The organism is Labrys sp. 22185, from assembly GCF_052045555.1.
Taxonomy (GTDB): Bacteria; Pseudomonadota; Alphaproteobacteria; order Rhizobiales; family Labraceae; genus Labrys; species Labrys neptuniae.
Map to the genome: position 1 here is coordinate 37,062 of NZ_JBQEPH010000026.1, position 20,596 is coordinate 57,657.

The following is a 20,596-nucleotide window of genomic DNA, read 5'->3' on the forward strand; positions in this document are numbered from 1 at the left end:
CGCTCCCAGACCCACCCTCAATGCCCGTGATTGGCGCCGATGCCGGCTTTCGCCTGGCGCGGCACCGGATCGGCGGAGAGCAGGGGCGCGACGATGATGTCGGCCAGCCTTTCGGCATCGCCGCTGAAGCCGTGGCCGCCGGCCTCGCGCAGGATGGCGAAATCCGGCCGGGCCTTGGCCAGGGCCGGGCAGGCCAGGGCGGCCATGCGGTCTTCCTGGCCGTAGATGCACTGGACATTGGGCGCGTCGATGCGCGCCGCCTCGGGCAGGAGCGCGATCTCGTTGGGATAGTCGTCGTCGCTCAGCTCGACCCGCATGTCGGTCGCCGGCGCGATCGACAAGAGGGAGACCACCGAGACGATGCTCTTGATGCGCTTGGGCAGGCGGTTATAGACCAGCGGCAGCGCGTCGCCGCCGAAGGAATAGCCGACCAGGGCCACCCGATCGACCGGCCAGGCGGCGCGGTAGTGCTTGATGATGCGCTTGAGATCGGCGGCGACTTCGTCGGGATCGCGCTTGGCCCAGAAATAGCGCCTGGAATCGATGGTGACCACGCCGACCCCGCGCCGGGTCAGCGCCGTGGCGAGGTCGACGTTGAGCTGGCCCATGCCGCCATCCCCCGTCAGCACCACCGCGAGCCGATGCGCCGGCTCGGCGGGCTCGGAGACATAGAGCGGCAGGTCGGAGAGATCCCCCGGGCCATGCGGGCCGGCATCCTTGCCGAGGGCCTCGGCCGCCTCCTCGGCGGCGCTCTCGTCGCCATCCTCGATTTCCCGCAGGGCCATGAAACTGGCGGTGGTCGCCGCCGAGACGTCGGCGCTGGCCAGGGCCGCCTTGTCGATGGCGCAGGCCGAGATCGTGTCGGGCCTCATCGTGGTGGTATGAACCGCGATCACCCCGGCGATGCGATGGCTGTCGGCCTGCAGGGCCAGGGAGCGCGCGGCATCGCGGCCGAGGCCAGCCCCGGCCAGCACGGGCGTGACATAGGGCGCGATCGCCTGCTCGCGCTCGATGCGCAGCGTGGTGTCCTCGATATGGCCGGCGAGCTCGGGGCAGGTCATGCGGCGGCGGCCGCCGGCTGTGCGCCGCGCGGTCGGCCAGTCGAGGCCGATCACCAAATCGCCGCGCTGGCGGAATTCGCTGGCGAGGGTGTCCTCGTCGCGGCCGAAGCCGTCGGCGTCGGACAGCAGCACGATGACGTTGGCCGGCTTGTCGGCGGGCCGGTAGAGTTTGACATCGTCGAAGATGGGGTCCTCGACGTCCTGCGGGGCGGCGGCCTGCGCGGCGGCCGGCAGTTGCGCGAGGATCATCAGGGCGGACAGGGCTAGGAACAAACGCATGCATCACCTAACAGCATGCAACGGCCCACCGCTTCGCATGCCTCAGGCCGCACCGTCGCTCATGGACCGGATTGCAATCCATGAGCGTCGACGCGACCTAAGGTAAGGTATGCCCGGCTCGATGTGCTGTCGAGTCCGCGATTGGGCGTAGGCCCATCACTTCATGTTGATGCGCGTCATCATCACGGCGGCCAGGATCAGCACGCCGCCGACGAGCTGGTCGAGGCTCAGGGCTTCGCCGAAGACGAAATAGGCGATGATGGCCGACAGCACCGGGTGCGAGAGCAGGATGATCGCCACCACGCCGGCGGGCAGCCGGCCGATGCCGACCGCGCTCAGCCCCTGGCCGAGCACCTGGCAGATCAGGCCGAGGCCGATGACCACGGCCCAGCCCTGCGGCGACTGCGGCAGGAAGGGGCCGCCCTCGACCAGCACGATGGCGATGAGGCCGATGGACGCGACCACGGTGGAAACCAGCGAGGCATCGGCGGCCAGGCGGGTGTTGCGCGCCACCCTGAGCGCCACGAGATAGAAGGCATAGGCGAGCGCCGCGCCGAGGGCCAGCAGATCGCCCCTGCCCATGGTCAGGCCGGTGCGATGGGCGCCGCTGGTGATGGCGACGCCGACCAGGGCGATGGCGAGAGCCCCCAGCACCGCCGGCCGGATGCGGTCGCGCAGCAGCACGAAGCCGGCGACCACAGAGGCCACCGGCGCCAGGTTCGAGATGAAGCTGGCATTGGCCACCGAAGTCAGCGGCAGAGCGGCATGGTAGAAGGCGAGATCGGCGGCAAAGGCCACGCCGGCGAGGCTGGCCGCTAGCAGGCCCGGCCGGGTCACCAGGGATGCCATGCTGCCGCGCCCGGCCCGCCGCCTCTCGGCCTCGGCCCAGACGAACAGCACCGGCAGCGAGAACACCAGCCGCCAGAAGGCGGCGGCGGCCGGCGCGACATCGGCGAAGCGGATCAGGATGGGCGACCAGGCGATCGCCAGGACGGACGCGATCATGGCGCCCAGGCCGACGGAATCGAGGGCGGGCAGGCTGGCCGGACGCGGGGTGGAAACGATGTCGCTCATGGCGGGCTCGGGAGCTGGTACTCGTGTACTGGGACTCGTCGACGGATGAACGGATCGAATTGGCTCGACCTTTGTCATTGCCGGACATGACAAGGGCAGTGTTTCAATTGTTTCCGGATCGTCACTTGCTGCCAGGATAAGCCGCGCTTCACATAAGCGAAAACGAATGTATCTTATGGCAGGATTTCATTTCCTTATGGATCTATCCCGATGCGGCATTTCGATACGGACAGCCTGGAAACGCTGGTCACCATCATCGACCGTGGCGGCTTCACCGCGGCGGGCGATGCCCTCGGCAAGACGCAGGCGGCCGTCAGCGTCATCGTCTCGCGCATGGAAGCGCGTATCGGCAAGCGCTTGCTGGAACGCTCGCGCAAGGGCGTCACGCCGACCTTCGCCGGCGAGATCCTGATCGGCTACGCCCGCCGCATCCTCAGCCTGGAGGACGAGGCGCTCGCCGCCATCGGTGGCGACGAGGCCGCCGGCCGGGTGCGCTTGGCCGTGCCCGACGACTTCGTCGACATGATGGTGTCGCCGCTGATCGGCGCCTTCTCCCGCCGCTTCCCGCGCGTGCAGCTGGAAATGCGCTGCGACCTCTCCTTCCGCCTCGAGCCCATGCTGGAGCGCGGCGAGGTGGATCTGGCCATCATCACCCAGGATCCCGCCCGCCCGCTCGGCGAGGTGCTGCGCCGCGAGCCACGCGCCTGGTGCGCGGCGCGCGATCACCGGCCCGAACTGATCGATCCCCTGCCGCTCGCGATGTTTCCCGAAGGCTGCCGCTGCCGGCCCGATGCGCTCGCGGCCCTCGACGCCATGGGCAAGCCCTGGCGCATCGCCTACACGTCCAGCCACATGCCCGGCATCCATTCGGCCGTGAATGCCGGCATGGCGGTCACCATTCTCGGCATTTCCTCCATTCCCAAGGAATGGCGGCGCCTGGGCGAGGAGGAAGGCTTTCCGGAGCTGCCGCATCTCGACATCGCCCTGGTCGTGCCCGCCAATGCCAGCGTCGCCACCAAGCGCTTCGCCACCTTCCTGCGCGAAACCGTGCTGCAGCAGGAAGCGCTGGCTGCGTAGACGTCAGTCTGCCAGGACGCGGTCGTCGCGGCAGACATTCACATTCGTGAAGGTGGCCTCGTAGCCGTCGCTGAACCGGACCTTGATGTCGAAGAAGCAGTTGGACCCGCTCATGTTCAGCACTTTCGAGCTCTGCGGCGCGACGGGAGACGCCAGATCGGCAGGCTGCCAGGGATCACTTTCGCCAGCATTGGCAAAGAAGACTTCCTGAATGGAACGGCCCGAATTACGATTGACCACCGTCACCGTCCCATCTGCAAAAGCCGATGTAGAAAGCGTCAGGCCTATCAACACAACTGATCCAAAAGCATAAATCTTCGTATTTATATTTTTCATTTCTTTTACCGCAGCATTGATAGGCGACTTTAATATCAAATCCGATCCGTCATTATCGAATAGGCATTCAGATTAAGTTCGACATGACAATGAATCGAAGTTTTCTGCTCCCGTTCATTCCCGCTACGGTTACTCCTGCCCCAGAATCATTGTCAAGGCGTCCTGATGCACTGAAGCAAAGATGTGTTTAGGCGGGAACACACCTGGCTCCAATTCTTCGTTTCGCTACGTTTTCGTGCGTCCCGGCACCGCCGCCTTTCGGCGAAACGAAGGGCACCATAGAGCTGCCCTGGCGGCCGGCAGGCCCCAATGAACCCGATATCGCAGGTGCTATTGCCGCCTCAGGCGCCCAACATGGCGCCATTGATCGCAACGGCGCGGGCAGACAGCAGAAAAGCGACGCTGTCGGCAAGTGCTTCGCCGTCCTTGCCGATCAGATTGATGCGGCCGGCGGCCTTGCTTGCGAAGTGGCCGATAACGGCTTCCAGCCCGCCGCGGCATGCCGCCCCCGGCCAGTCATCCCCCGATTTTGGCGCCACGAGAACGATACTGCCCGGTGCGGCCAGCACCGGCAACGCCGCCTGGAGGGCCTCGACCGCATGGCCGAGATTGAGCGCCAGCCCCGCCTGCCAGGCCTCCCGTTCCTGCCCCTCGCGCTCCTGCCCCGCCGCCATGGTCGCGTTGCAGACCAGACCGTCCAGGCGCCCGAAGATCTCGATCACGGCAGCGATGAAGGCGGCCGCCTCGCCCGGCACGGAAAGGTCGCAGGCATAGGCCAGGCAGCGTCCGCCGTGGCCTTCGATCACGGCATGGGCCTCGGCCAGTTCCTGCGCCGACCGCGCCGCGATCGCCACCGCCGCGCCCTCCGCCGCCAGGCGCTCGGCGATGGCCCGCCCGACACCTCGCGAAGCACCCGTCAGGGCAACGACCTTGCCGGCGAATTCCAGATCCATGCGAGCCTCATTCACGCTCGAAGCGCGACAGTGTCAGAGTGGCGTGTGGAGCGCGGACATCTTGTCCGCTCCTGCAAGGGCGGACAAGACGTCCGCGCTCCATCCCTCAGCGCATCAGGCGCGGCACCGTGCCGGTCAGGCCGGTGGCTTCCCGGATGAACAGCCGCTTGGCCGCCGGAAAGCGCTCGACCAGGCCGAGACCGACATCGCGCACCAGGCGGATGGCGTCGTGGTCGTTGGAGAACAGCCGGTTCAGGCCGTCGGTGGCGATGCCCATCGAAACGGTGTCGAAGCGCCGCCAGCGCTGATAGCGCTCCAGCACATCCGGGCTGCCGATATCCAGCCCGAGAGCCGCCGCATCCACCACGCATTCGGCCAGAGCGGCCGCATCGCGGATGCCCATATTGAGGCCCTGTCCGGCGATGGGATGGATGATGTGGGCGGCATCGCCGACCAGCGCCAGCCGGTCGGCGATGAAACTGCGGGCGATGCGCATCGACAGCGGGAAGGCGGCGCGTGGCCCGATCACCTTGAGCTCGCCGAGCTTGAGGCCGAAGCGGCGCTCCAGCTCGGCATGGAAGCCGGCATCGTCGAGGCCGAGGATGCGGGCCGCCTCCTCGGTCCTCTCGGTCCAGACCAGGGAGGAGCGCCGGCCCGTCAGTGGCAGGATGGCGAAGGGACCGGCCGGCAGGAAATGCTCCTCCGCCCGCCCTTCATGGTCGAGCTCATGCTCGACGGTGGTGACGATGCCGGACTGGCCATAGTCCCAGCCATGCATGGCGATGCCGGCCTGCTCGCGCAGGCGCGAGCGCCCGCCATCGGCCGCCGCCAGCAATTGCGTGGCGATGTCGTCGCCCGAGGGCAGTTCGGCGGTGATGCCGTCCTCCGTGAGCTTGTAGCGGCTGACGGAAGCCCCCTGCCCACGCAATTCGATGCCAAGGGCTTCGGCCCGCGCCACCAGGGCATCGAGCAGCAGCCGGTTCTCCACCATGTGGCCGAAGGGCTCGCCCGGCTCGACATCGCCGGCGAAGGACAGGAAGCTCGGCCGGATCGGATCGTCGAGCTTGGAATCGGTGATCACCATGTCGAGGATCGGCTGGGCCTCGTCGGCCACCGCCTCCCAGACGCCGAGCTTTTCCAGGAAGCGCCGGGCGCCGGTGGCAATCGAGGAGGAACGCGGGTCGCGCGAGGGTCCCTTGCCCAGCATGGGATCGACGATGACGACCGAAAAGCCCGCACCGAGTTCGGTCTTCAGCGCCAGGGCGAGACCGAGGCCGGCAAACCCGCCTCCGGCGATGACAATATCGGCTTTGCTGGCCATGTCCGAACCCCACGCTTGACTTTCCAAAGCGTTTTGCGATTTGACGGAATCACCTCGAATCGCAAAGACGCGTCCAACCAAAGAGCTAGAGTAAGGGCGTTTCTACCAAAACGCGCTTTGCTCTAGGAAGGGTCGCTGCTCTGCCTTCCATCAAGGAAAGCTTCATGTCCGATCCCTTTGCGAATCTCATCTCGATACTCGATCTCGAACAGCTCGAACACAATCTTTACCGCGGCACGAGCCCGCAGGGCGGCTGGCAGCGCGTTTTTGGCGGCCTGGTGATCAGCCAGGCCCTGGTGGCGGCAACTCGTACCGTCGAGCCCGACCGCCATGTCCATTCGCTGCATGGCTATTTCCTGAGGCCTGGCGATCCAGCCGTGCCGATCATCTACCAGGTCGACCGGCTGCGCGACGGCAAGAGCTTCACCACCCGCCGCGCCATCGCCATCCAGCATGGCCAGCCGATCTTCTCGCTTTCCTGTTCCTACCATCGCCCCGAGGAGGGCTGGCACCACCAGGCCACCATGCCCGACGTGCCCACCCCGGACCAATTGCCCTCGCTCGCCGAGCTCAAGGACCAGTTCCTCGGCCATCTGCCCAAGGTCGTCCGCGACTATTGGGAGCGCGAGCGCCCGATCGAGCTCAGGCCGGTGGACATGAAGCGCTACACCGCCCGCACGCCCCGCGAACCCCGGCAATATATCTGGATCCGCGCTGCCCGCAGGCTGCCCGACGACCGGGCCCTGCACGAGGCCGTGCTGGCCTACACCACCGACATGACCCTGCTCGACACCACGCTCGTCGCTCATGGCAAGAGCGTGTTCGATCCCGACGTGCAGCCGGCGTCGATCGATCACGCCATGTGGTTCCATGCTCCGTTCAAGATGGACGAGTGGCTGCTTTACGCCCAGGAGAGCCCGTTCACCGGCGGTGCCCGCGGCTTTGCCCGCGGCGAGATCTGGCAGGAGGGCCGCCTGATCGCCTCGGTGGCCCAGGAAGGCCTGATCCGCAAGCGCTGGGACAAGCCGCCGGCCTGAGGCGTCGCGCCGGGAGGCGCCTGGGCCGCGCCGCTATTTCGCCGTGAAGAAGGTCAGGAGCACCTTGCCCTTCTCGCCGATCAGGCAGACGAAGCGGTCGGGCCGGCCCGTCTCCTTGGCACGCTTGATATAGGCCTCGCCGAGCACGACGGCCTTGACCGGCACGTCGCCGACCTTGGTGTCCGCCGCCGAGACCGCAATGCTCTCCTGGTCGATGACGAGATCGGCGACGTCAGGCGATTTCTGCTGGAGCGCCAGCAGGCCGCTTGCCTTGCAGGCCGCCACTTCGGGGGCCTCGGCCGCCCGGGCGTCGAGCGCCAGCATCATTCCGCCCGCGGCCAGAAGTGAACGCAAAATCATCGCCATATGGCCAGTTCCCCACTCTTGCTCCAGCAAAATTGCCCTGGTTAACGCAAGGTGAGGACGTTTGTTCCGCGGCTACCGGCCCATCACGGCGAGAATGGATCGTTCCAGTACGGCCCCCTCGCCTTCCACCAGCACCATCTTGATCCGGCTGGTCGCCCCCTGCCTGATCGATACACGGCTCGCGGATACCCCCAGGGCCTTGGCCACCAGCTTCACCAAGGCCTGGTTGGCCTCGCCGTCGGCAGGCACGGCGCGTACCTTCGCCGTCAGCACGGCACGGCCATCCGCCAGGGTCTCCACGCTGCCGAGCGCATCCCTGCCGCCGCGCGGCGTCAGGCGCATCGCGACGAGCAGCCCGTCCGGCGTGATTCGCCAGGGGGCGCCAGGATCTGAAGCGCTCAAGGCACGTAGGGATAGATGTAGTAGGCGATGATCCGTTCGATGAAGATCGCGATCAGGATCGCCACGAAGGGCGAGAAGTCGATGCTGCCGAAATCGGGCAGGCGGCGCCGGATCGGCGCGAACACCGGTTCCGTCAGGCGATAGAGGGCATCGCCGATCGCTGCCACCGTGGGATTGCGCCGGCTGACCACGTTGAATGCCACCAGGTATGAAAACACCACGGAAGCCAGCACGATATAGATATAGAGCTGCAGCAGGATGAGGATGATGTCGAGGATCGCGCGCATCGGGTCTCCAAGCCTTCCGGGCCATTCACACCTGCCCTGATCTAGCGACCGGGACGGTGCACCGCAAGTGTGGGGGATCCAGAAGAGGCGGACGAGACGGCCGCGGCCCAGCCGCGGCGTCACCCCCGCAAGCCTGACCGGGTTCGCGTCGGGAGCGCAACCGGCTGGGACCGCGGACATCGCGCCATTGCCTCTCACCGCGATCTCTGCGACACATTCGCCATGAGCACGCATGATCACGACCACGACCATGACGACGACCATCATCATGGCGCGCCGCCCTCCCCCATGGCCGAGCGGGTGAAGAAGCTCGAAACCGTGCTGGTCGAGAAGGGCTATGTCGACCCGGCGGCCCTCGACGTCTTCATCGATACCTATGAGAACAAGGTCGGCCCCCGCAACGGCGCCCATGTCGTCGCCCATGCCTGGCGGGACGAGGAATTCCGGGCCTGGCTGCTGGAGGACGCCACTGCGGCGATCGCCTCGCTCGGCTATTCGGGCCGGCAGGGCGAACATATGAAGGTGGTCGAGAACAAGCCGGGGGTTCACAACCTTATCGTCTGCACCCTGTGCTCCTGCTATCCCTGGTCCGTGCTCGGCCTGCCGCCGGTCTGGTACAAATCCGCGCCCTATCGCTCGCGCGCCGTGATCGATCCGCGCGGGGTGCTCGCCGAGTTCGGCGTCACCCTGCCGCCCGATACCGAAATCCAGGTCTGGGACTCGACCGCGGAGTTGCGCTATCTTGTGCTGCCCCAGCGGCCCGACGGCACCAAGGGCTGGAGCGAAATGGCGCTGGCGCAGCTCGTCACCCGCGATGCCATGATCGGCACCGGCCTCGCCATCCAGCCCGGCGGGCTGTGAGAGCCATCAACACGCACCTTGTCATCCCCGACCGAGCCACTCGCCAGCATAGCGAGAGAGCGCGAGGGGAAGGGGCCTCGCCGGGGATGACAATCCATCCGTTTTCGAAGGATTCTAAAGCCCATGGCCCGCTTCATCGCCAATGCCCGCATGTACTCGGTCACGCCGGAGGTAGAGGACCATTGGAAGACCCTGCTCGGCCATGTGATGGCGAGCGCCGGCGTGGCCTTCGACTACGAGCCCTATCCCGCGCCGCAGCCCCTGGAAGTGCTGTGGGAGCGTGACGATCTCGGCTGCGTCTTCATGTGCGGCTATCCGATCGCCTTCCAGCTCTCGGAGGTGATCCCGATCGCGGCGCCCATTCCGGCCGCCGCATGGGCGGGCGGCAAGCCGCTTTACCGCTCCGACCTGATCGTGAAGGCCGACAGTCCCTTCCAGCGCCTCGAGGATACGTTCGGCCATCGCATCGGCTGGACCGTCGAGCATTCCCACTCCGGCTTCAACGCATTGCGCCATCACCTGCTGCCGCATCGCTCCCCCGATCGCCCGGCACTCTACCGGGAGGTCGTCGGCAATCTCGTCACCGCGCGCGGCATCCTCGACAAGGTGCTGGCCGGCGAGATCGATGTCGGCCCGCTGGACGGCTATTGGCATGAACTGATCCGCGCCTATCGCCCCGACCTCACCGAGGGCATCCGCGTGATCGGCTCGACCGGCCTGGCGCCGATCCCCTCCTTCGTGGCGGCTCCCGGCTTGCCCGCAGAGACGATCGTGCGGCTCAAGGCCGCCTTCGCCGCCGCCCATCACCAGCCCTGGTTCGCCCCGCTCGGCGAAGCGCTTCGGCTCAACGGCTTCGCGCCGGTGGAGCAGGCCGATTTCGACAGGACGCTGGCCTGGGACCGCGAAGCCCGCGAACAGGGCTACGCCGCCATCGCCTGAGCGCAGGCCCCTTCACTCGAATCCAGGCAAAGAAAAAGGGCGGAGAGACCCCCTCATCCGCCCTTCGAATGCCCTCCCGTAAATCCGGAAGGGCGTCATCTCTGATGCAAGCCGATCAGTACAGTGGTTCCGGTTCCAGGCTCGAACGCCTCTTGTTGGTCCTGGGCTGGGGTGCCGGCTCAGGCATGCCGCCCATATCCGCCTGTACGGTCTCGGGCTGGATGCGCACCGTCGGTACGGTACGCGACTGGGCGACCATGGGCCGCCGCGGCTTGGCCACAGGCGCCGATGCCTCGACACCGGACGGTCCCTGCTGGAAGTTGAACTGCGGCTGCGCGTTGCCACGGGCCGGCGGCAAAGCGATGTGGGAACCATCCTGCTGGGCTGCGCCCAGATGCACCTTGCCGACGGAACCGCGCGGACGCACCGGCGGCAATGCCTCCGGCACCATGCCGGCATCCGGATCATTCTGGGCAACCTGCACGTCAGGCACGGCGCGGCGCTTGGCCGGGCTCAAACGGGGACGGGTCGGAGGCAGGATGTCGATGACCGGATCGGCCTGCGGAGCGGCATCCTGATAGGCCACGGTCGGCAGAGGCCGGGTGGCAGGCCGCGAATATCTGCGCGGCTGCGGCGAGGGCATAGGCTCGGCAGCGGCCACCGTCGTCGGCAGCGGCGGCATCTCGGCCTGGGCCACCATCACCGGCGGAGCGGAAGGCGCATCGCCACCGCGGCGGCGCTTCTCGTAGAAGGCATTGCCGCCGGCAACGGCCACATAATGCATGTTGTTATAGGGATAGGTGTAGCCGGCCGTATGGAAGAAATGCACGTTCTTCGACATGCCGGGATAGCGCTTGCCACTGATCACCGCATCGGCGATGCGGAAGGCGCGCTCGCGGCCGGAATCGTTCATCTTCTTGGTCAGCACGCCCGGGGCGAACTGCACACGCTGGCCAACCGTGCCGCAGATCGAGCGCGGATATTTGCCGGACTCGACGCGGTTCATCACCACCGTGCCGACGGCGAGCATGCCGTCGTCGCTGGAGCGGTTGGATTCGAAATACATGGCACGGGCCAGACACTCACGCTCATTCGTGGTGCTGGCCACACGCGAGGTCGAAAAGAGGGCGCAGCCGCCAAGAGCCGAGGTGACCGCCGCAATCGCGAGGAAACGCAGGGCAGATGTGAGGGTTCGTGTCTTCATGCGCTCGTTGTGCGTTGAGAAAGTTAACGACCGGTAATCATTTTTGTGGCGGAATTGCAACGAGCCTGCAAAACTTCTCCATACGGGTGTCTTTTTAACGGGATGGTTACCCGAATCTTGCCAGCCGTGCCCGATTTGCAACACTTTTGGGGGGTCGGAAGCGCCCTTTGGTTAACATGCTCAAGCGCTGGGTGCCCGCTCGCCGATCTCCTGGCGCAACCATTTGAGCAGGGTCGATATGGTGCGATGGCGCCAGCGCGCTTCGGGCGCAATCAGCCAATAGCTGCCGAGCGAGACGTCGGTGCCGAGGAGCTCGACCAGCCGTCCCGCCGCAATGTCTCCGTCGGCTTGCAAACTGGTCGACAGCGCCACCCCCTGGCCCGCCAGGGCCGCATCATGGGTTGATGAAGCCGACCACAGCCACGGCCCCTTCAGCGTCGCCGCCCGGTAGCCGGCAAGACGGAAGAAGCGATGCCATTGGCTGGCATTGTCTTCATGAATGAGCTTCTGGCCGGCAAGATCGGCGAGGCTCGCAATCGGCGCCTGCGTCGCCAGCCAGGCCGGGCTGGCGACGGGAAAGATGCGCACGCGCTGGAGCAGCGCAGCCGTCACGGGCGATGCCGGCGCCTCCTCGGCGAAGATGATGGCGGCATCCGCTTCATGCCGGGCGAAATCGGGCTGGTCCGAAGTCGCGCGTACCACAATGATCGTATCCCGCAGCACGGCCTGCAGGGCATCGAGCCGCGGCGTGAGCCAGCGGGCCGCCAGGCCCGGCGCACACCACAGTCGCAACTGGCCGCGCAGGCGCTGGGCCGGCCGCAGCTCCATGGTGACTTCGGCGAGCTGGCCGAAAGCCGCGGTCGTCACTTCGAACAGCCGGGCACCGGCCTTAGTCAGCTTGACGCCACGCGCCCCGGAGGTGACAAGCTGAAGATCGAACCAGGCTTCCAGGTGGCGCACATGCCGGGACACCACGGTATGGCTGACACCGAGCGCTTCGCCGGCCTTGCGCATGGATGAAAAGCGCCCGACCGCCTCGAAGGCCCGGAGCATGGACAAGGGCGGCAGCCGGCCGCCGAAGGCCGACACGGCGCCATCGCCGGCATCCTCCTCCTCGGCGCTGGATGCAGCTTCGCTCGAAGGCCTGTCGGCTGGACCCGCCATTGCGCCGCGCCCTTCCCATACCCAAACCCGTTCCGCAGCCCCGCTTGTGGCAATCCGCGGGGTGACTGGTGCCTCGAGGCTTCAGTGGTTACAAATTCGCACCACCGCGGCAGGCATAAAGCACCTGCCGCCTCGCGGCAAGACGTGGCAGGATTCCAGCCAAGCGCCTGATCAGCCGCAATCCAAGAGCGTCGTCACGGAAAGGCTCCGAACCGATCGGACAACAGCCCGTCGATGGTCCCGCACGGAGATTGACGAGCCGGTCGCACAGCGCCATAGCATGCGCCCACAGCGCATTGATCAAGCAATCGGAGTTCGATCCATGAATGCACCCGCCACCAAGGCGCATGGCGCCAACCGCACCCAGACGGAGGACCTTCTGGAAAGGCGCGCCAGCGTCTTCACGCGCGGCATGAGCGCGGGCCAGCCGGTTTTCGCCGCCAAGGCCAAGAACTCCGAGATCTGGGACGTGGAAGGCCGCCGCTTCATCGATTTCGGCGGCGGCATCGCCGTGCTCAACACCGGCCATCGCCACCCGACCGTGATGAAGCGGGTGCAGGAGCAGCTCGACAAGTACACCCATACCTGCCTGATGGTCACGCCCTATGAGCCGGCCGTGCAGGTCGCCGAAAAGCTCATCGAGATCGCGCCGATCTCCGGTCCCAAGAAGGTGATGCTGGTCACCACCGGCGCCGAGGCGGTCGAGAACGCCATCAAGATCGCCCGTGCCCATACCGGCCGTTCCGACGTGGTCGTCTTCAACGGCGCCTTCCATGGTCGTACCCTGCTGGCGATGGCGATGACCGGCAAGGTCGTGCCCTACAAGACCAAGTTCGGCCCCTTCCCGGGCGGGGTCTGGCGCGTGCCCTATCCGATCGAGCACAAGGGCATTTCGGTCGAGGACACCTTCGAAGCGCTGAAGTGGCTGTTCAAGACGGATGTCGATCCCAAGAACGTCGCCGCCATCGTGATCGAGCCGGTGCAGGGTGAAGGCGGCTTCTACATCGCCTCGCCGGAATTCCTCAAGCGCCTGCGCGCCCTGTGCGACGAGCACGGCATCCTGCTGGTCGCCGACGAGATCCAGACCGGCTTCGGCCGGACCGGCAAGTGGTTCGCCATGGAGCATTCCGGCGTCGAGCCCGACCTGATCACCACCGCCAAGAGCCTGGCCGGTGGCTTCCCGCTCGCCGGCATCGTCGGCAAGGCCGATATCATGGATGCACCGGAGCCCGGCGGCCTCGGCGGCACCTATGCCGGCAACCCGGTGGCCTGTGCCGCCGCGCTTGGCGTGTTCGAAGCCTTCGAGGCCGAGGACCTGCTGGACAAGTCGGCCAAGCAGGGCGAGCTCATCCTCAAGCGCCTCAAGGCCATCAAGCGCAAGAAGACCGGGCGCCCGATCGGCGATATCCGCGGCCTGGGCGGCATGACGGCGTTCGAGCTCGTCACCAGCCATGGGGGCAACGAGCCCGATCCCGCCGCGGCCAAGGCCCTGGCGGCCGAGTGCCTCGAGCGCGGCCTGATGATCCTCACCTGCGGCGTCTATGGCGAAACGGTGCGCCTGCTCGCCCCGCTCACCATCCAGCCCAAGGTGCTCAAGGAAGGCCTCGACATCCTCGAAGCCGCCCTGCTCGGGCAGAAGTAAACTCGGCGCGATGGGCCGTTTGCGGCTCCTCATTCTATCTATCCTGCTGGCGCTTGCGAGCGCCGGCGGGCCTGCTCTTGCCGAGGTCCGCTTCGGCAGGAACGTCTATATCGGCGGCCATGACTTCTCCAACCGCCGCTACGGATCGGTGCATATCGAGACGACGACTCGGCGCCCGCCCTGGTATGGCTGCCGCTGGTACCGGCCCGGCTCGCGCTATCAGGGCCGTCTGATCCGCACGCGCACGCAGATCTGCAATCTCAAACAGATCCATCCTTCGCAAAGGCGGCGGTGACAAGAGGCAAGCTCGCCGTCGCTCCTCCGCCTTTTCGGGCTTTCGCAACGTGGCGGACCGGTCTTCAGACCAGCTTTTGCTCAGCACGAGCGACGTTTCCATGTTGGTCTGAAGGCCGGCACACCAGCCCCTCACAAATTCGCACTGTAATCGAGGCCTGTCTGCTTAGCAGCTCTCACGATAGATATTCTGTCTGCCGTTCTTCGGCGGCGGCTCATCCATCAGAATATCCATGCACTCATCGATATCTCCGGCGGGAGAAAATTGCAGCTTTTGTTGCAATCGCACGAACGTTCCGAGATATGTCCAGTTCTTGGAAGGACTATCGTACTTCATCGCGACTGGACCGGCTGAAATCCTCAATGTGCCGCCAAAATCCATAGTGGCAATGGTCTTCGCATCGACGCGATAGAGATTTGTCCTTAAATCCGGCCCCCAATCTTCCATCAGCTCTTGATCCAACGTGTTTCCGTCCTTGTCGACGACCGACAGAGATCGATCCCCTCCATATTGAGAAACCGTGACAGTAATGCCGAGATCGGTGATTGTTTTACTGGCTTCCTGATATGGGGAAAATACGTCATGCCCACAACGCCCCACCAGAAAACCTAATGCAAAAGCAAGCATACTGCGCATGAAGCAGCATGTTTTACCTATATTCCCTCTCTTCTTCATGGAGGCAATTGAAATGTCTTATCGTGAAGACGTGTTGGCACTCCCGTTGGAATCTCATGCAAAACTGAAGGATTATTGAAAGAGAACCGCCCTTTTTGGTGACTGAGGAGACCAGTCCCATCCCTCTCACACGGTCTCCCACGCCCCGCTCTTTTCCGAACGGAAGAGCGCGTCGATGATCTTCATGTTCTGCACGGCGTCGGCCGGACCGTAGGGCAACGTGATCTCGCCGCGGATGGCGGCAGAGAAGGCATCGACCTCCTCGGCATATTGGTCGACCGGGGCGATGGTCTCGGCCACCGCCGAGGCGTCGCCGAGCCTGGAGCCGTCGTCGGTATAGACGGTCACGGCCTCGGCCTGCGGTGCATTGAAGGGGATGGAGATCTCGAAGCGCTTCTTGGTGCCGACGATATCGACCCGCTGCAACGGCGTGAGCTGCGTCGAGACCGTGAATTCGGTGCGGCGCCCCTCGCCGAAATCGAGGATGGCCGAGGCGAGACGATCGACGCCCGTCGCCGGATCGCGGTCGACGAGGGCGATCACCCGCCGCGGCTCGGCCTCGAAGATGAAGCGGCCGGCAACAATCGGATAGCAACCAATGTCGAGGATGCCGCCGCCGCCGATGTCGAGCTGGTTGCGGACATTGACGGGATCGACGTTGTAATAGGAGAAAAAGGCCTGGACGGCCCTGACCTCGCCGAGTTCGCCCGAGCGCGCGGCCTCCCGCGCCCGCAGCCATTGAGGATGGAAGCGCACCATGAAGGCTTCCATCACCAGCCGGTCGCGCGGCAGCACCAGAAGCTGCGCCGCATCCTGGGCCGTCAGGCCGATCGGCTTCTCGCACAGTACATGCTTGCCCGCCGCCACAGCCTGCAGGGTGAGCGGCACATGAAGATGGTTGGGCAGCGGATTGTAGATGGCGTCGATATCGGGGTCGGCGAGCAAGGCCTCATAGGAACCATAGGCCTTGGGAATACCGAGCTCCTTGGCGACGGCCTCGGCACGGGCCAGGTCGCGCGAAGCGATGGCGACCGCTTCCGCGCCCTTCGCCCGCTGGATGCCTGGAATGACCTTGCCCGTGCCGATCTTTGCCGTTGAAAGGATGCCCCAGCGCGTCTTGGCCATCGCGATTCGCTCCCGAGAATAAGTCCGACATATGGATTCGACTCATTCTTGGCATGGCCAGGGACGGGAGGAAAGACCTGCCGTTGCAGGTGGCGCCGCCCCATCGGTGCCAGCTATGGACTCGACCTGCGAATTGGCGGCAGATAGACAGATCCGATCCTTCGGCAACAGAAATAGTTTCAGCCCAAGAAATAGTTTTAGCCATGAGCAACAACAGAACACGCCGCCCGGGCGATCCCTGGAAGAATGCCGAGGCGGTCTTCAAGCCCGCGGCGCCCAAGGTACCGGCGGCTGCCGCGCCGCGGCCGGCGCTACCAAATGCCAAGGAACTGGTTTCGCTGCGGATCGACCGCGACGTGCTGGAGCACTTCCAGGCTGATGGACCCGGGTGGCAGGACCGCATCAATGCGATCCTGCGGGAGGCTTCCGGCGTGGATCAGCAGCCCGGTCTTCGGCCGGACGAGCTGAATGCGGAAAACGACGGCTGAAAACGCGCTTCAGCCCGTCACCAGGAATTCCGGATCGGCGGGAATCTGCATGGCCGTGACCAGATGATTGGTCTTGCCGGCCAGGCCGATGATGGCGAGCAGTTCGCCATATTGCGCATCGTTCATCCCCTTGGCCCGTGCGGCGGCCGTATGGGAATGCACGCAATATTGGCAGGAATTGGCGGATGAGACCGCGATATAGATCAGTTCGCGCGTGAGCGGGTCGAGGGCGCCCTCGCCCACCATCACCGCCTTGACCTCCTCCCAGGTGCGTTTCAGCAGCACCGGATCATTGGCGAGGCCGCGCCAGAAATTATTGACGAAATCGGATTTACGCGTCGCCCTGATGTCGTCGAACACCGCCTTCGCGGCCGGGTTGGCGGCGACCTCGTCGTCGCTGAGCAGTCTTACGGTGGCCATGATGTGCTCCTGTGCAGATTGCGCGTGGCGTAACTATACGAACAGTAGCGCGACATTTGTCATTGCCGGGCTTGACCCGGCAATCCAGTCTCTTTTCAGCACAATGAGTACTCAGCACCTGGATGCCCGGGTCAAGCCCGGGCATGACACAAGGTAGCGTTTTAATCGGGATATCAGATAGTTACGCCTCCTGTACACGAACCGTTCCGAGCATCCACGCCTACCCCAGCCTCTCCCCGCTCTCGCCATCGAAGAGGTGCAGGGCCCTGTCGTCGAAGCCGATGCCGACCTTTTCCCCGATCTCGCGCTGGAACTCCTTGTCGACCTTCACCGTCACGCTGGAGGCCCCGCAGCGGCAGGTGACCAGCGAATGGTCGCCGATCAGCTCGATGGCGAAGACCTCGCCGGCGAATTTGCCGAGGTCCGGCTCGGTCACCCGGCAATCCTCGGGCCGGATGCCGGCAACCGCCCGCGGCGCCGAGCTGGTGTTGGCGGTGCCGAACCCACCGGCCTCGGAGGAAAAGCGTCCTTCCTTCAGCTCTCCCTCCAGGAAATTCATCGGCGGCGAGCCGATGAAGCCGGCGACGAAGAGATTGGCGGGCCGGTTGTAGATGTTGGCCGGCGTATCCAGTTGCTGCAGCACGCCCTTGTCGAGCAAGGCCACGCGATGGGCCAGCGTCATCGCCTCCACCTGGTCATGGGTGACATAGATGGTGGTGATGCCGAGCTCGTGCTGCATGTGCTTGAGTTCAGCGCGCATATGTCCGCGCAGCTTGGCATCGAGATTGGACAGGGGCTCGTCCATCAGGAAGGCGGCGGGCCGGCGGATGATGGCCCTCGCGAGCGCCACGCGCTGGCGCTGGCCGCCGGAGAGCTGGCGCGGCAGGCGGTCGAGCAGATGGTCGAGCTGCACCTGGCGCGCCACATCCTTCACCGCCGCCTCGATCTCGGCCTTGGGGCGTTTGCGCACCGTCAGGGGATAGGCGATGTTGGCGAACACCGTCTTGTGCGGATAGAGCGCATAGGACTGGAACACCATGGCGATGTCGCGATATTTCGGCAGGACATGGGTGACGTCGCGCTCGCCGATCCGCACCGAGCCGGAGGTCACCGTCTCCAGCCCCGCAATCATGCGCAGGGCCGTGGTCTTGCCGGAACCGGAGGCGCCCAGCAGCACCAGAAACTCGCCATCCCTGACTTCGAGGTCGAGCCCCTTGACCACGTCGACGGCGCCGAAGGATTTGTGGACGTTGTTGAGCGTGACTTGCATCTTCAACCCTTGACGGCGCCGACCATCAGGCCTCGCGCGATATGCTTCTGCAGGAATGCGGCAATCACGATGACGGGCACGATCATGATGACGATCAGCACCGACATGTACCACCATTGCGGGCCACGCGTGGTGTTCTGCGCGGAGACCAGCACCGGCATGGTCTGCGCATTGGCGTTGGAGAGGAACAGGGCCAGGAGATATTCGTTCCAGGCCAGGATCAGCACCAGCATGAAGGTCGCGGCCAGACCCGAGCGCACCAGCGGCAGGGCGATAGTGAAGAATACGCGCAGTTTGGAGGCACCGTCGATCTCGGCGCTCTCTTCCAGGTCCAGCGGGATGCCGGCGAAGAAGTCGCGCGTCAGCCAGACCACGATCGGCAGGTTGACGGCGGTATAGGTCGAGATCAGCGCGATCTGGGTGTCGAGCAGCTTGAGGTTCTGGAACATCACATAGATCGGCAGCACGGCCACGATCGGCGGCATGATGCGGTTGGAGATCATCCAGAACTCGATGTCGTTGTTGCCGAGCGCCGCCTTGAAGCGCCGGCCGATGGTGCCCAGAATCATGAAGAACAGCACCAGGGCCGCCGCCACCGCCGCCGGCCAGGGCACGGCAAACACGGAGACGGCGACGATGACGCCGGCGGCCAGGACGATGAAGGCGATGATCGCCGCGAGCTTGACCTGGAAGCGGATGCGCACCAGGGCATAGGCGGCGAGCGAGCCGATGATCAGGGCCAGGACGGTACTCACCAGCGCCACGATGATCGAGTTCACATAGGGCCAGAGCGTGTTGTTCTGGAACAGCATGAAGTTCCAGGCGTCCAGCGTCGGCTGGAAGTCGACGAAGGGCAGGTAGTACGGGCCGGCATCGACCTGGATCTGCACCTTGAGTGAGGTGACCAGCACCCAATAGAGCGGGAAGAGCACCACGAAGGTCCAGCCCATGAGCGCGGCATAGGTCAGCGCCTTCGGGATCGGGGCCAGTTCCTCCAGGCTGCGGCGCTCGAACAGGCGGCGCAGCAAGGGACGATCATCAGGAGTTGCACTCATCCCTGATACCTCCGGCTGGGTCGCACCACGAAATTGAAGAAGGAGACGCAGGTGATCGTCGACACGAACAGGAGGAGGTAGCCGACCGCCGCCGAGCCGCCGAAATCCTGGGTCCGCCAGGCGATGAAGGAATGCAGGGTCAGCGATTCCGTCGCCAGGCCTGGGCCACCGGCGGTGAGCACGTTCGGCATGTCGATGATCTTGAAGGCTTCGATCAGGCGGATCAGCACCACCGTGGCCGCCACCGGCGCGATTGCCGGCCAGGTGATGTCCTTGAAGATCTGCCAGGGGCCGGCGCCATCGAGATGGGCCGCCTCGAGCTGGTCGCGCGGCTGGTTCTCGATCGCCGCCAAGAGCACGATGAACATGAAGGGCGTCCACTGCCAGGTATCGCCGACCAGCACCATCAGCCGCGCCGACCAGGCTTCCGTGGCCCAGGACCATTGGCTGACACCGAAGAGCTGGCTGAGCGGGGCAAAGGGTCCCTTCTGCATGTCGGCCAGCATGCGAAAGATGTAGGCGACGCCCACCGGCGTCACCATCACCGGAATGAAGAAGATCACGCGGAACCAGCTGCGGGCCCGGATCGGCTGGGCGCAGAGCAGCGCCAGGCCGAGACCGATCAGGAACTGCACGGAGACGCCCACCACGACATAGAGCAGCGTGTTGAGGAGCGTGCCGGGAATGCCGCCGGCCACCGTGGTTGAGAGCACGGCATAGACGATGCCGGCGATCAGGCCGGCGGTGATCAGCCGCCCGAGGAAACCGAAGAGTGTGAAGCCGGCGCGGGCAAACCGCACCAGCCACAGCACGAGCAAAGCGAGAGCTGCAGCAAAGAGCAGCCATTCCAGAAGGCCGAAGACCTTGAGCGTACCGAGGAAGTGATATTGCTGGGGCCCGAGGAACAGGCGCAGATAATTGTAGAAGCCGATGAAGGTGAGCGTGAAGCTGCCGCCGGCGAGCTTGAAGCGCGACAGCGACAGATAGGCCGAGGCGACCAGCGGAAAGATGGCGAAAGCCAAGAGGATGAGCACCGCCGGCAGCACCATGATGCGGCCGGAATGGCGATCGACCCATTGAGAGAGACGCTCCCGCCGGTCGGTTTCATCGGGGATGGAGAGGTTGACGGCCATATTTTTCTCAACGCGTCGTTTTGAGATGGCGCCGCTCCTTTACCCTCCCTTGGAGGGATCGGCCATTCCTCTTGAATGGCCTGGGGTCGACGCGCAGCGTCAGGGTGGGGTGACTTTTTCGCGGCGAAGGGC

At 65.1% G+C, this 20,596-nt stretch carries 23 protein-coding genes; 7 read left to right on the plus strand and 16 right to left on the minus strand.

Annotation, left to right across the window (positions count from 1 at the left end; genetic code table 11):
* Nucleotides 1-17: 17 nt before the first annotated feature.
* Together ACTJKX_RS30395 and ACTJKX_RS30400 are read right to left on the minus strand one after the other, a co-directional pair.
* Nucleotides 18-1,340, minus strand: a complete 1,323-nt coding sequence (locus tag ACTJKX_RS30395) for an alpha/beta fold hydrolase (RefSeq protein WP_440727548.1) — start codon at nt 1,338-1,340, stop codon at nt 18-20.
* A 156-nt stretch (nt 1,341-1,496) separates the two neighbouring features.
* The gene (locus ACTJKX_RS30400) at nt 1,497-2,414 is read right to left on the minus strand and encodes a DMT family transporter (RefSeq protein ID WP_440727549.1); all 918 of its coding nucleotides are present in this window, start codon (nt 2,412-2,414) and stop codon (nt 1,497-1,499) included.
* Between the two features lie 210 nt (nt 2,415-2,624).
* On the opposite strand from ACTJKX_RS30400, the gene ACTJKX_RS30405 reads away from it, so the two are divergent.
* Nucleotides 2,625-3,491: a LysR substrate-binding domain-containing protein gene (locus tag ACTJKX_RS30405; RefSeq protein ID WP_311944409.1), complete on the plus strand. Its 867-nt coding sequence runs from the start codon at nt 2,625-2,627 to the stop codon at nt 3,489-3,491.
* A gap of 3 nt (nt 3,492-3,494) precedes the next feature.
* On the opposite strand, the gene ACTJKX_RS30410 is transcribed toward ACTJKX_RS30405, so the two are convergent.
* From ACTJKX_RS30410 to ACTJKX_RS30420, 3 genes are all read right to left on the minus strand, one after another.
* A complete protein-coding gene (locus ACTJKX_RS30410) occupies nt 3,495-3,827 on the minus strand; it encodes a hypothetical protein (protein ID WP_367625377.1) in 333 nt (110 codons plus the stop codon).
* Between the two features lie 341 nt (nt 3,828-4,168).
* Entirely contained in the window at nt 4,169-4,780 is a 612-nt protein-coding gene (locus tag ACTJKX_RS30415) for an SDR family NAD(P)-dependent oxidoreductase (protein ID WP_440727550.1), read from the minus strand.
* Between the two features lie 106 nt (nt 4,781-4,886).
* Nucleotides 4,887-6,101: a ubiquinone biosynthesis hydroxylase gene (locus ACTJKX_RS30420; RefSeq protein ID WP_440727551.1), complete on the minus strand. Its 1,215-nt coding sequence runs from the start codon at nt 6,099-6,101 to the stop codon at nt 4,887-4,889.
* Between the two features lie 164 nt (nt 6,102-6,265).
* On the opposite strand from ACTJKX_RS30420, the gene tesB reads away from it, so the two are divergent.
* The gene (tesB, locus tag ACTJKX_RS30425) at nt 6,266-7,138 is read left to right on the plus strand and encodes an acyl-CoA thioesterase II (protein WP_367625374.1); all 873 of its coding nucleotides are present in this window, start codon (nt 6,266-6,268) and stop codon (nt 7,136-7,138) included.
* A gap of 33 nt (nt 7,139-7,171) precedes the next feature.
* Here tesB and ACTJKX_RS30430 read toward each other — a convergent pair whose 3' ends face one another.
* The 3 genes from ACTJKX_RS30430 to ACTJKX_RS30440 form a co-directional block, all read right to left on the minus strand.
* A complete protein-coding gene (locus tag ACTJKX_RS30430; RefSeq protein WP_311933044.1) occupies nt 7,172-7,504 on the minus strand; it encodes a hypothetical protein in 333 nt (110 codons plus the stop codon).
* A gap of 72 nt (nt 7,505-7,576) precedes the next feature.
* Nucleotides 7,577-7,846 carry a DUF167 family protein gene (locus ACTJKX_RS30435; protein WP_437178690.1) on the minus strand — a complete coding sequence of 90 codons (270 nt, stop codon included), beginning with the start codon at nt 7,844-7,846 and terminating at the stop codon, nt 7,577-7,579.
* Nucleotides 7,847-7,902: 56 nt separating this feature from the next.
* Complete coding sequence (locus ACTJKX_RS30440) at nt 7,903-8,193, minus strand: YggT family protein (protein ID WP_068293246.1); 291 nt, start codon at nt 8,191-8,193, stop codon at nt 7,903-7,905.
* 222 nt (nt 8,194-8,415) lie between these two features.
* On the opposite strand from ACTJKX_RS30440, the gene nthA reads away from it, so the two are divergent.
* A complete protein-coding gene (gene nthA / locus ACTJKX_RS30445; protein ID WP_367625372.1) occupies nt 8,416-9,054 on the plus strand; it encodes a nitrile hydratase subunit alpha in 639 nt (212 codons plus the stop codon).
* Between the two features lie 123 nt (nt 9,055-9,177).
* The gene (locus ACTJKX_RS30450) at nt 9,178-9,993 is read left to right on the plus strand and encodes a phosphate/phosphite/phosphonate ABC transporter substrate-binding protein (RefSeq protein ID WP_440727552.1); all 816 of its coding nucleotides are present in this window, start codon (nt 9,178-9,180) and stop codon (nt 9,991-9,993) included.
* A gap of 115 nt (nt 9,994-10,108) precedes the next feature.
* On the opposite strand, the gene ACTJKX_RS30455 is transcribed toward ACTJKX_RS30450, so the two are convergent.
* Entirely contained in the window at nt 10,109-11,197 is a 1,089-nt protein-coding gene (locus ACTJKX_RS30455) for a cell wall hydrolase (protein WP_376717606.1), read from the minus strand.
* A 180-nt stretch (nt 11,198-11,377) separates the two neighbouring features.
* A complete protein-coding gene (locus tag ACTJKX_RS30460; protein ID WP_440727553.1) occupies nt 11,378-12,361 on the minus strand; it encodes a LysR substrate-binding domain-containing protein in 984 nt (327 codons plus the stop codon).
* 322 nt (nt 12,362-12,683) lie between these two features.
* Between ACTJKX_RS30460 and gabT the strand changes: the two genes are divergently transcribed.
* Both gabT and ACTJKX_RS30470 read left to right on the plus strand, forming a co-directional pair.
* Nucleotides 12,684-14,003, plus strand: coding sequence for a 4-aminobutyrate--2-oxoglutarate transaminase (gene gabT / locus ACTJKX_RS30465; protein WP_440727554.1), 1,320 nt, complete (start codon nt 12,684-12,686; stop codon nt 14,001-14,003).
* Between the two features lie 10 nt (nt 14,004-14,013).
* Nucleotides 14,014-14,298 (plus strand): hypothetical protein, encoded by a 285-nt coding sequence (locus ACTJKX_RS30470; protein WP_440727555.1) that lies wholly within the window; start codon nt 14,014-14,016, stop codon nt 14,296-14,298.
* Between the two features lie 165 nt (nt 14,299-14,463).
* On the opposite strand, the gene ACTJKX_RS30475 is transcribed toward ACTJKX_RS30470, so the two are convergent.
* Both ACTJKX_RS30475 and ACTJKX_RS30480 read right to left on the minus strand, forming a co-directional pair.
* Entirely contained in the window at nt 14,464-14,934 is a 471-nt protein-coding gene (locus ACTJKX_RS30475) for a hypothetical protein (protein ID WP_440727556.1), read from the minus strand.
* Nucleotides 14,935-15,099: 165 nt separating this feature from the next.
* Nucleotides 15,100-16,098, minus strand: coding sequence for a Gfo/Idh/MocA family protein (locus tag ACTJKX_RS30480; RefSeq protein ID WP_440727557.1), 999 nt, complete (start codon nt 16,096-16,098; stop codon nt 15,100-15,102).
* Between the two features lie 203 nt (nt 16,099-16,301).
* Between ACTJKX_RS30480 and ACTJKX_RS30485 the strand changes: the two genes are divergently transcribed.
* Nucleotides 16,302-16,586 (plus strand): BrnA antitoxin family protein, encoded by a 285-nt coding sequence (locus ACTJKX_RS30485; RefSeq protein ID WP_440727558.1) that lies wholly within the window; start codon nt 16,302-16,304, stop codon nt 16,584-16,586.
* A gap of 9 nt (nt 16,587-16,595) precedes the next feature.
* Here the strand turns inward: ACTJKX_RS30485 and ACTJKX_RS30490 are convergent, their stop codons facing one another.
* From ACTJKX_RS30490 to ACTJKX_RS30505, 4 genes are all read right to left on the minus strand, one after another.
* Complete coding sequence (locus ACTJKX_RS30490) at nt 16,596-17,006, minus strand: carboxymuconolactone decarboxylase family protein (RefSeq protein WP_440727559.1); 411 nt, start codon at nt 17,004-17,006, stop codon at nt 16,596-16,598.
* Nucleotides 17,007-17,226: 220 nt separating this feature from the next.
* A complete protein-coding gene (locus ACTJKX_RS30495) occupies nt 17,227-18,276 on the minus strand; it encodes an ABC transporter ATP-binding protein (protein WP_440727560.1) in 1,050 nt (349 codons plus the stop codon).
* A gap of 2 nt (nt 18,277-18,278) precedes the next feature.
* Nucleotides 18,279-19,331, minus strand: coding sequence for a carbohydrate ABC transporter permease (locus tag ACTJKX_RS30500; protein ID WP_440727561.1), 1,053 nt, complete (start codon nt 19,329-19,331; stop codon nt 18,279-18,281).
* Nucleotides 19,328-20,464: a carbohydrate ABC transporter permease gene (locus tag ACTJKX_RS30505; RefSeq protein ID WP_440727562.1), complete on the minus strand. Its 1,137-nt coding sequence runs from the start codon at nt 20,462-20,464 to the stop codon at nt 19,328-19,330. Before ACTJKX_RS30505 ends, ACTJKX_RS30500 begins: the two co-directional genes overlap by 4 nt.
* Nucleotides 20,465-20,596: the final 132 nt, after the last annotated feature.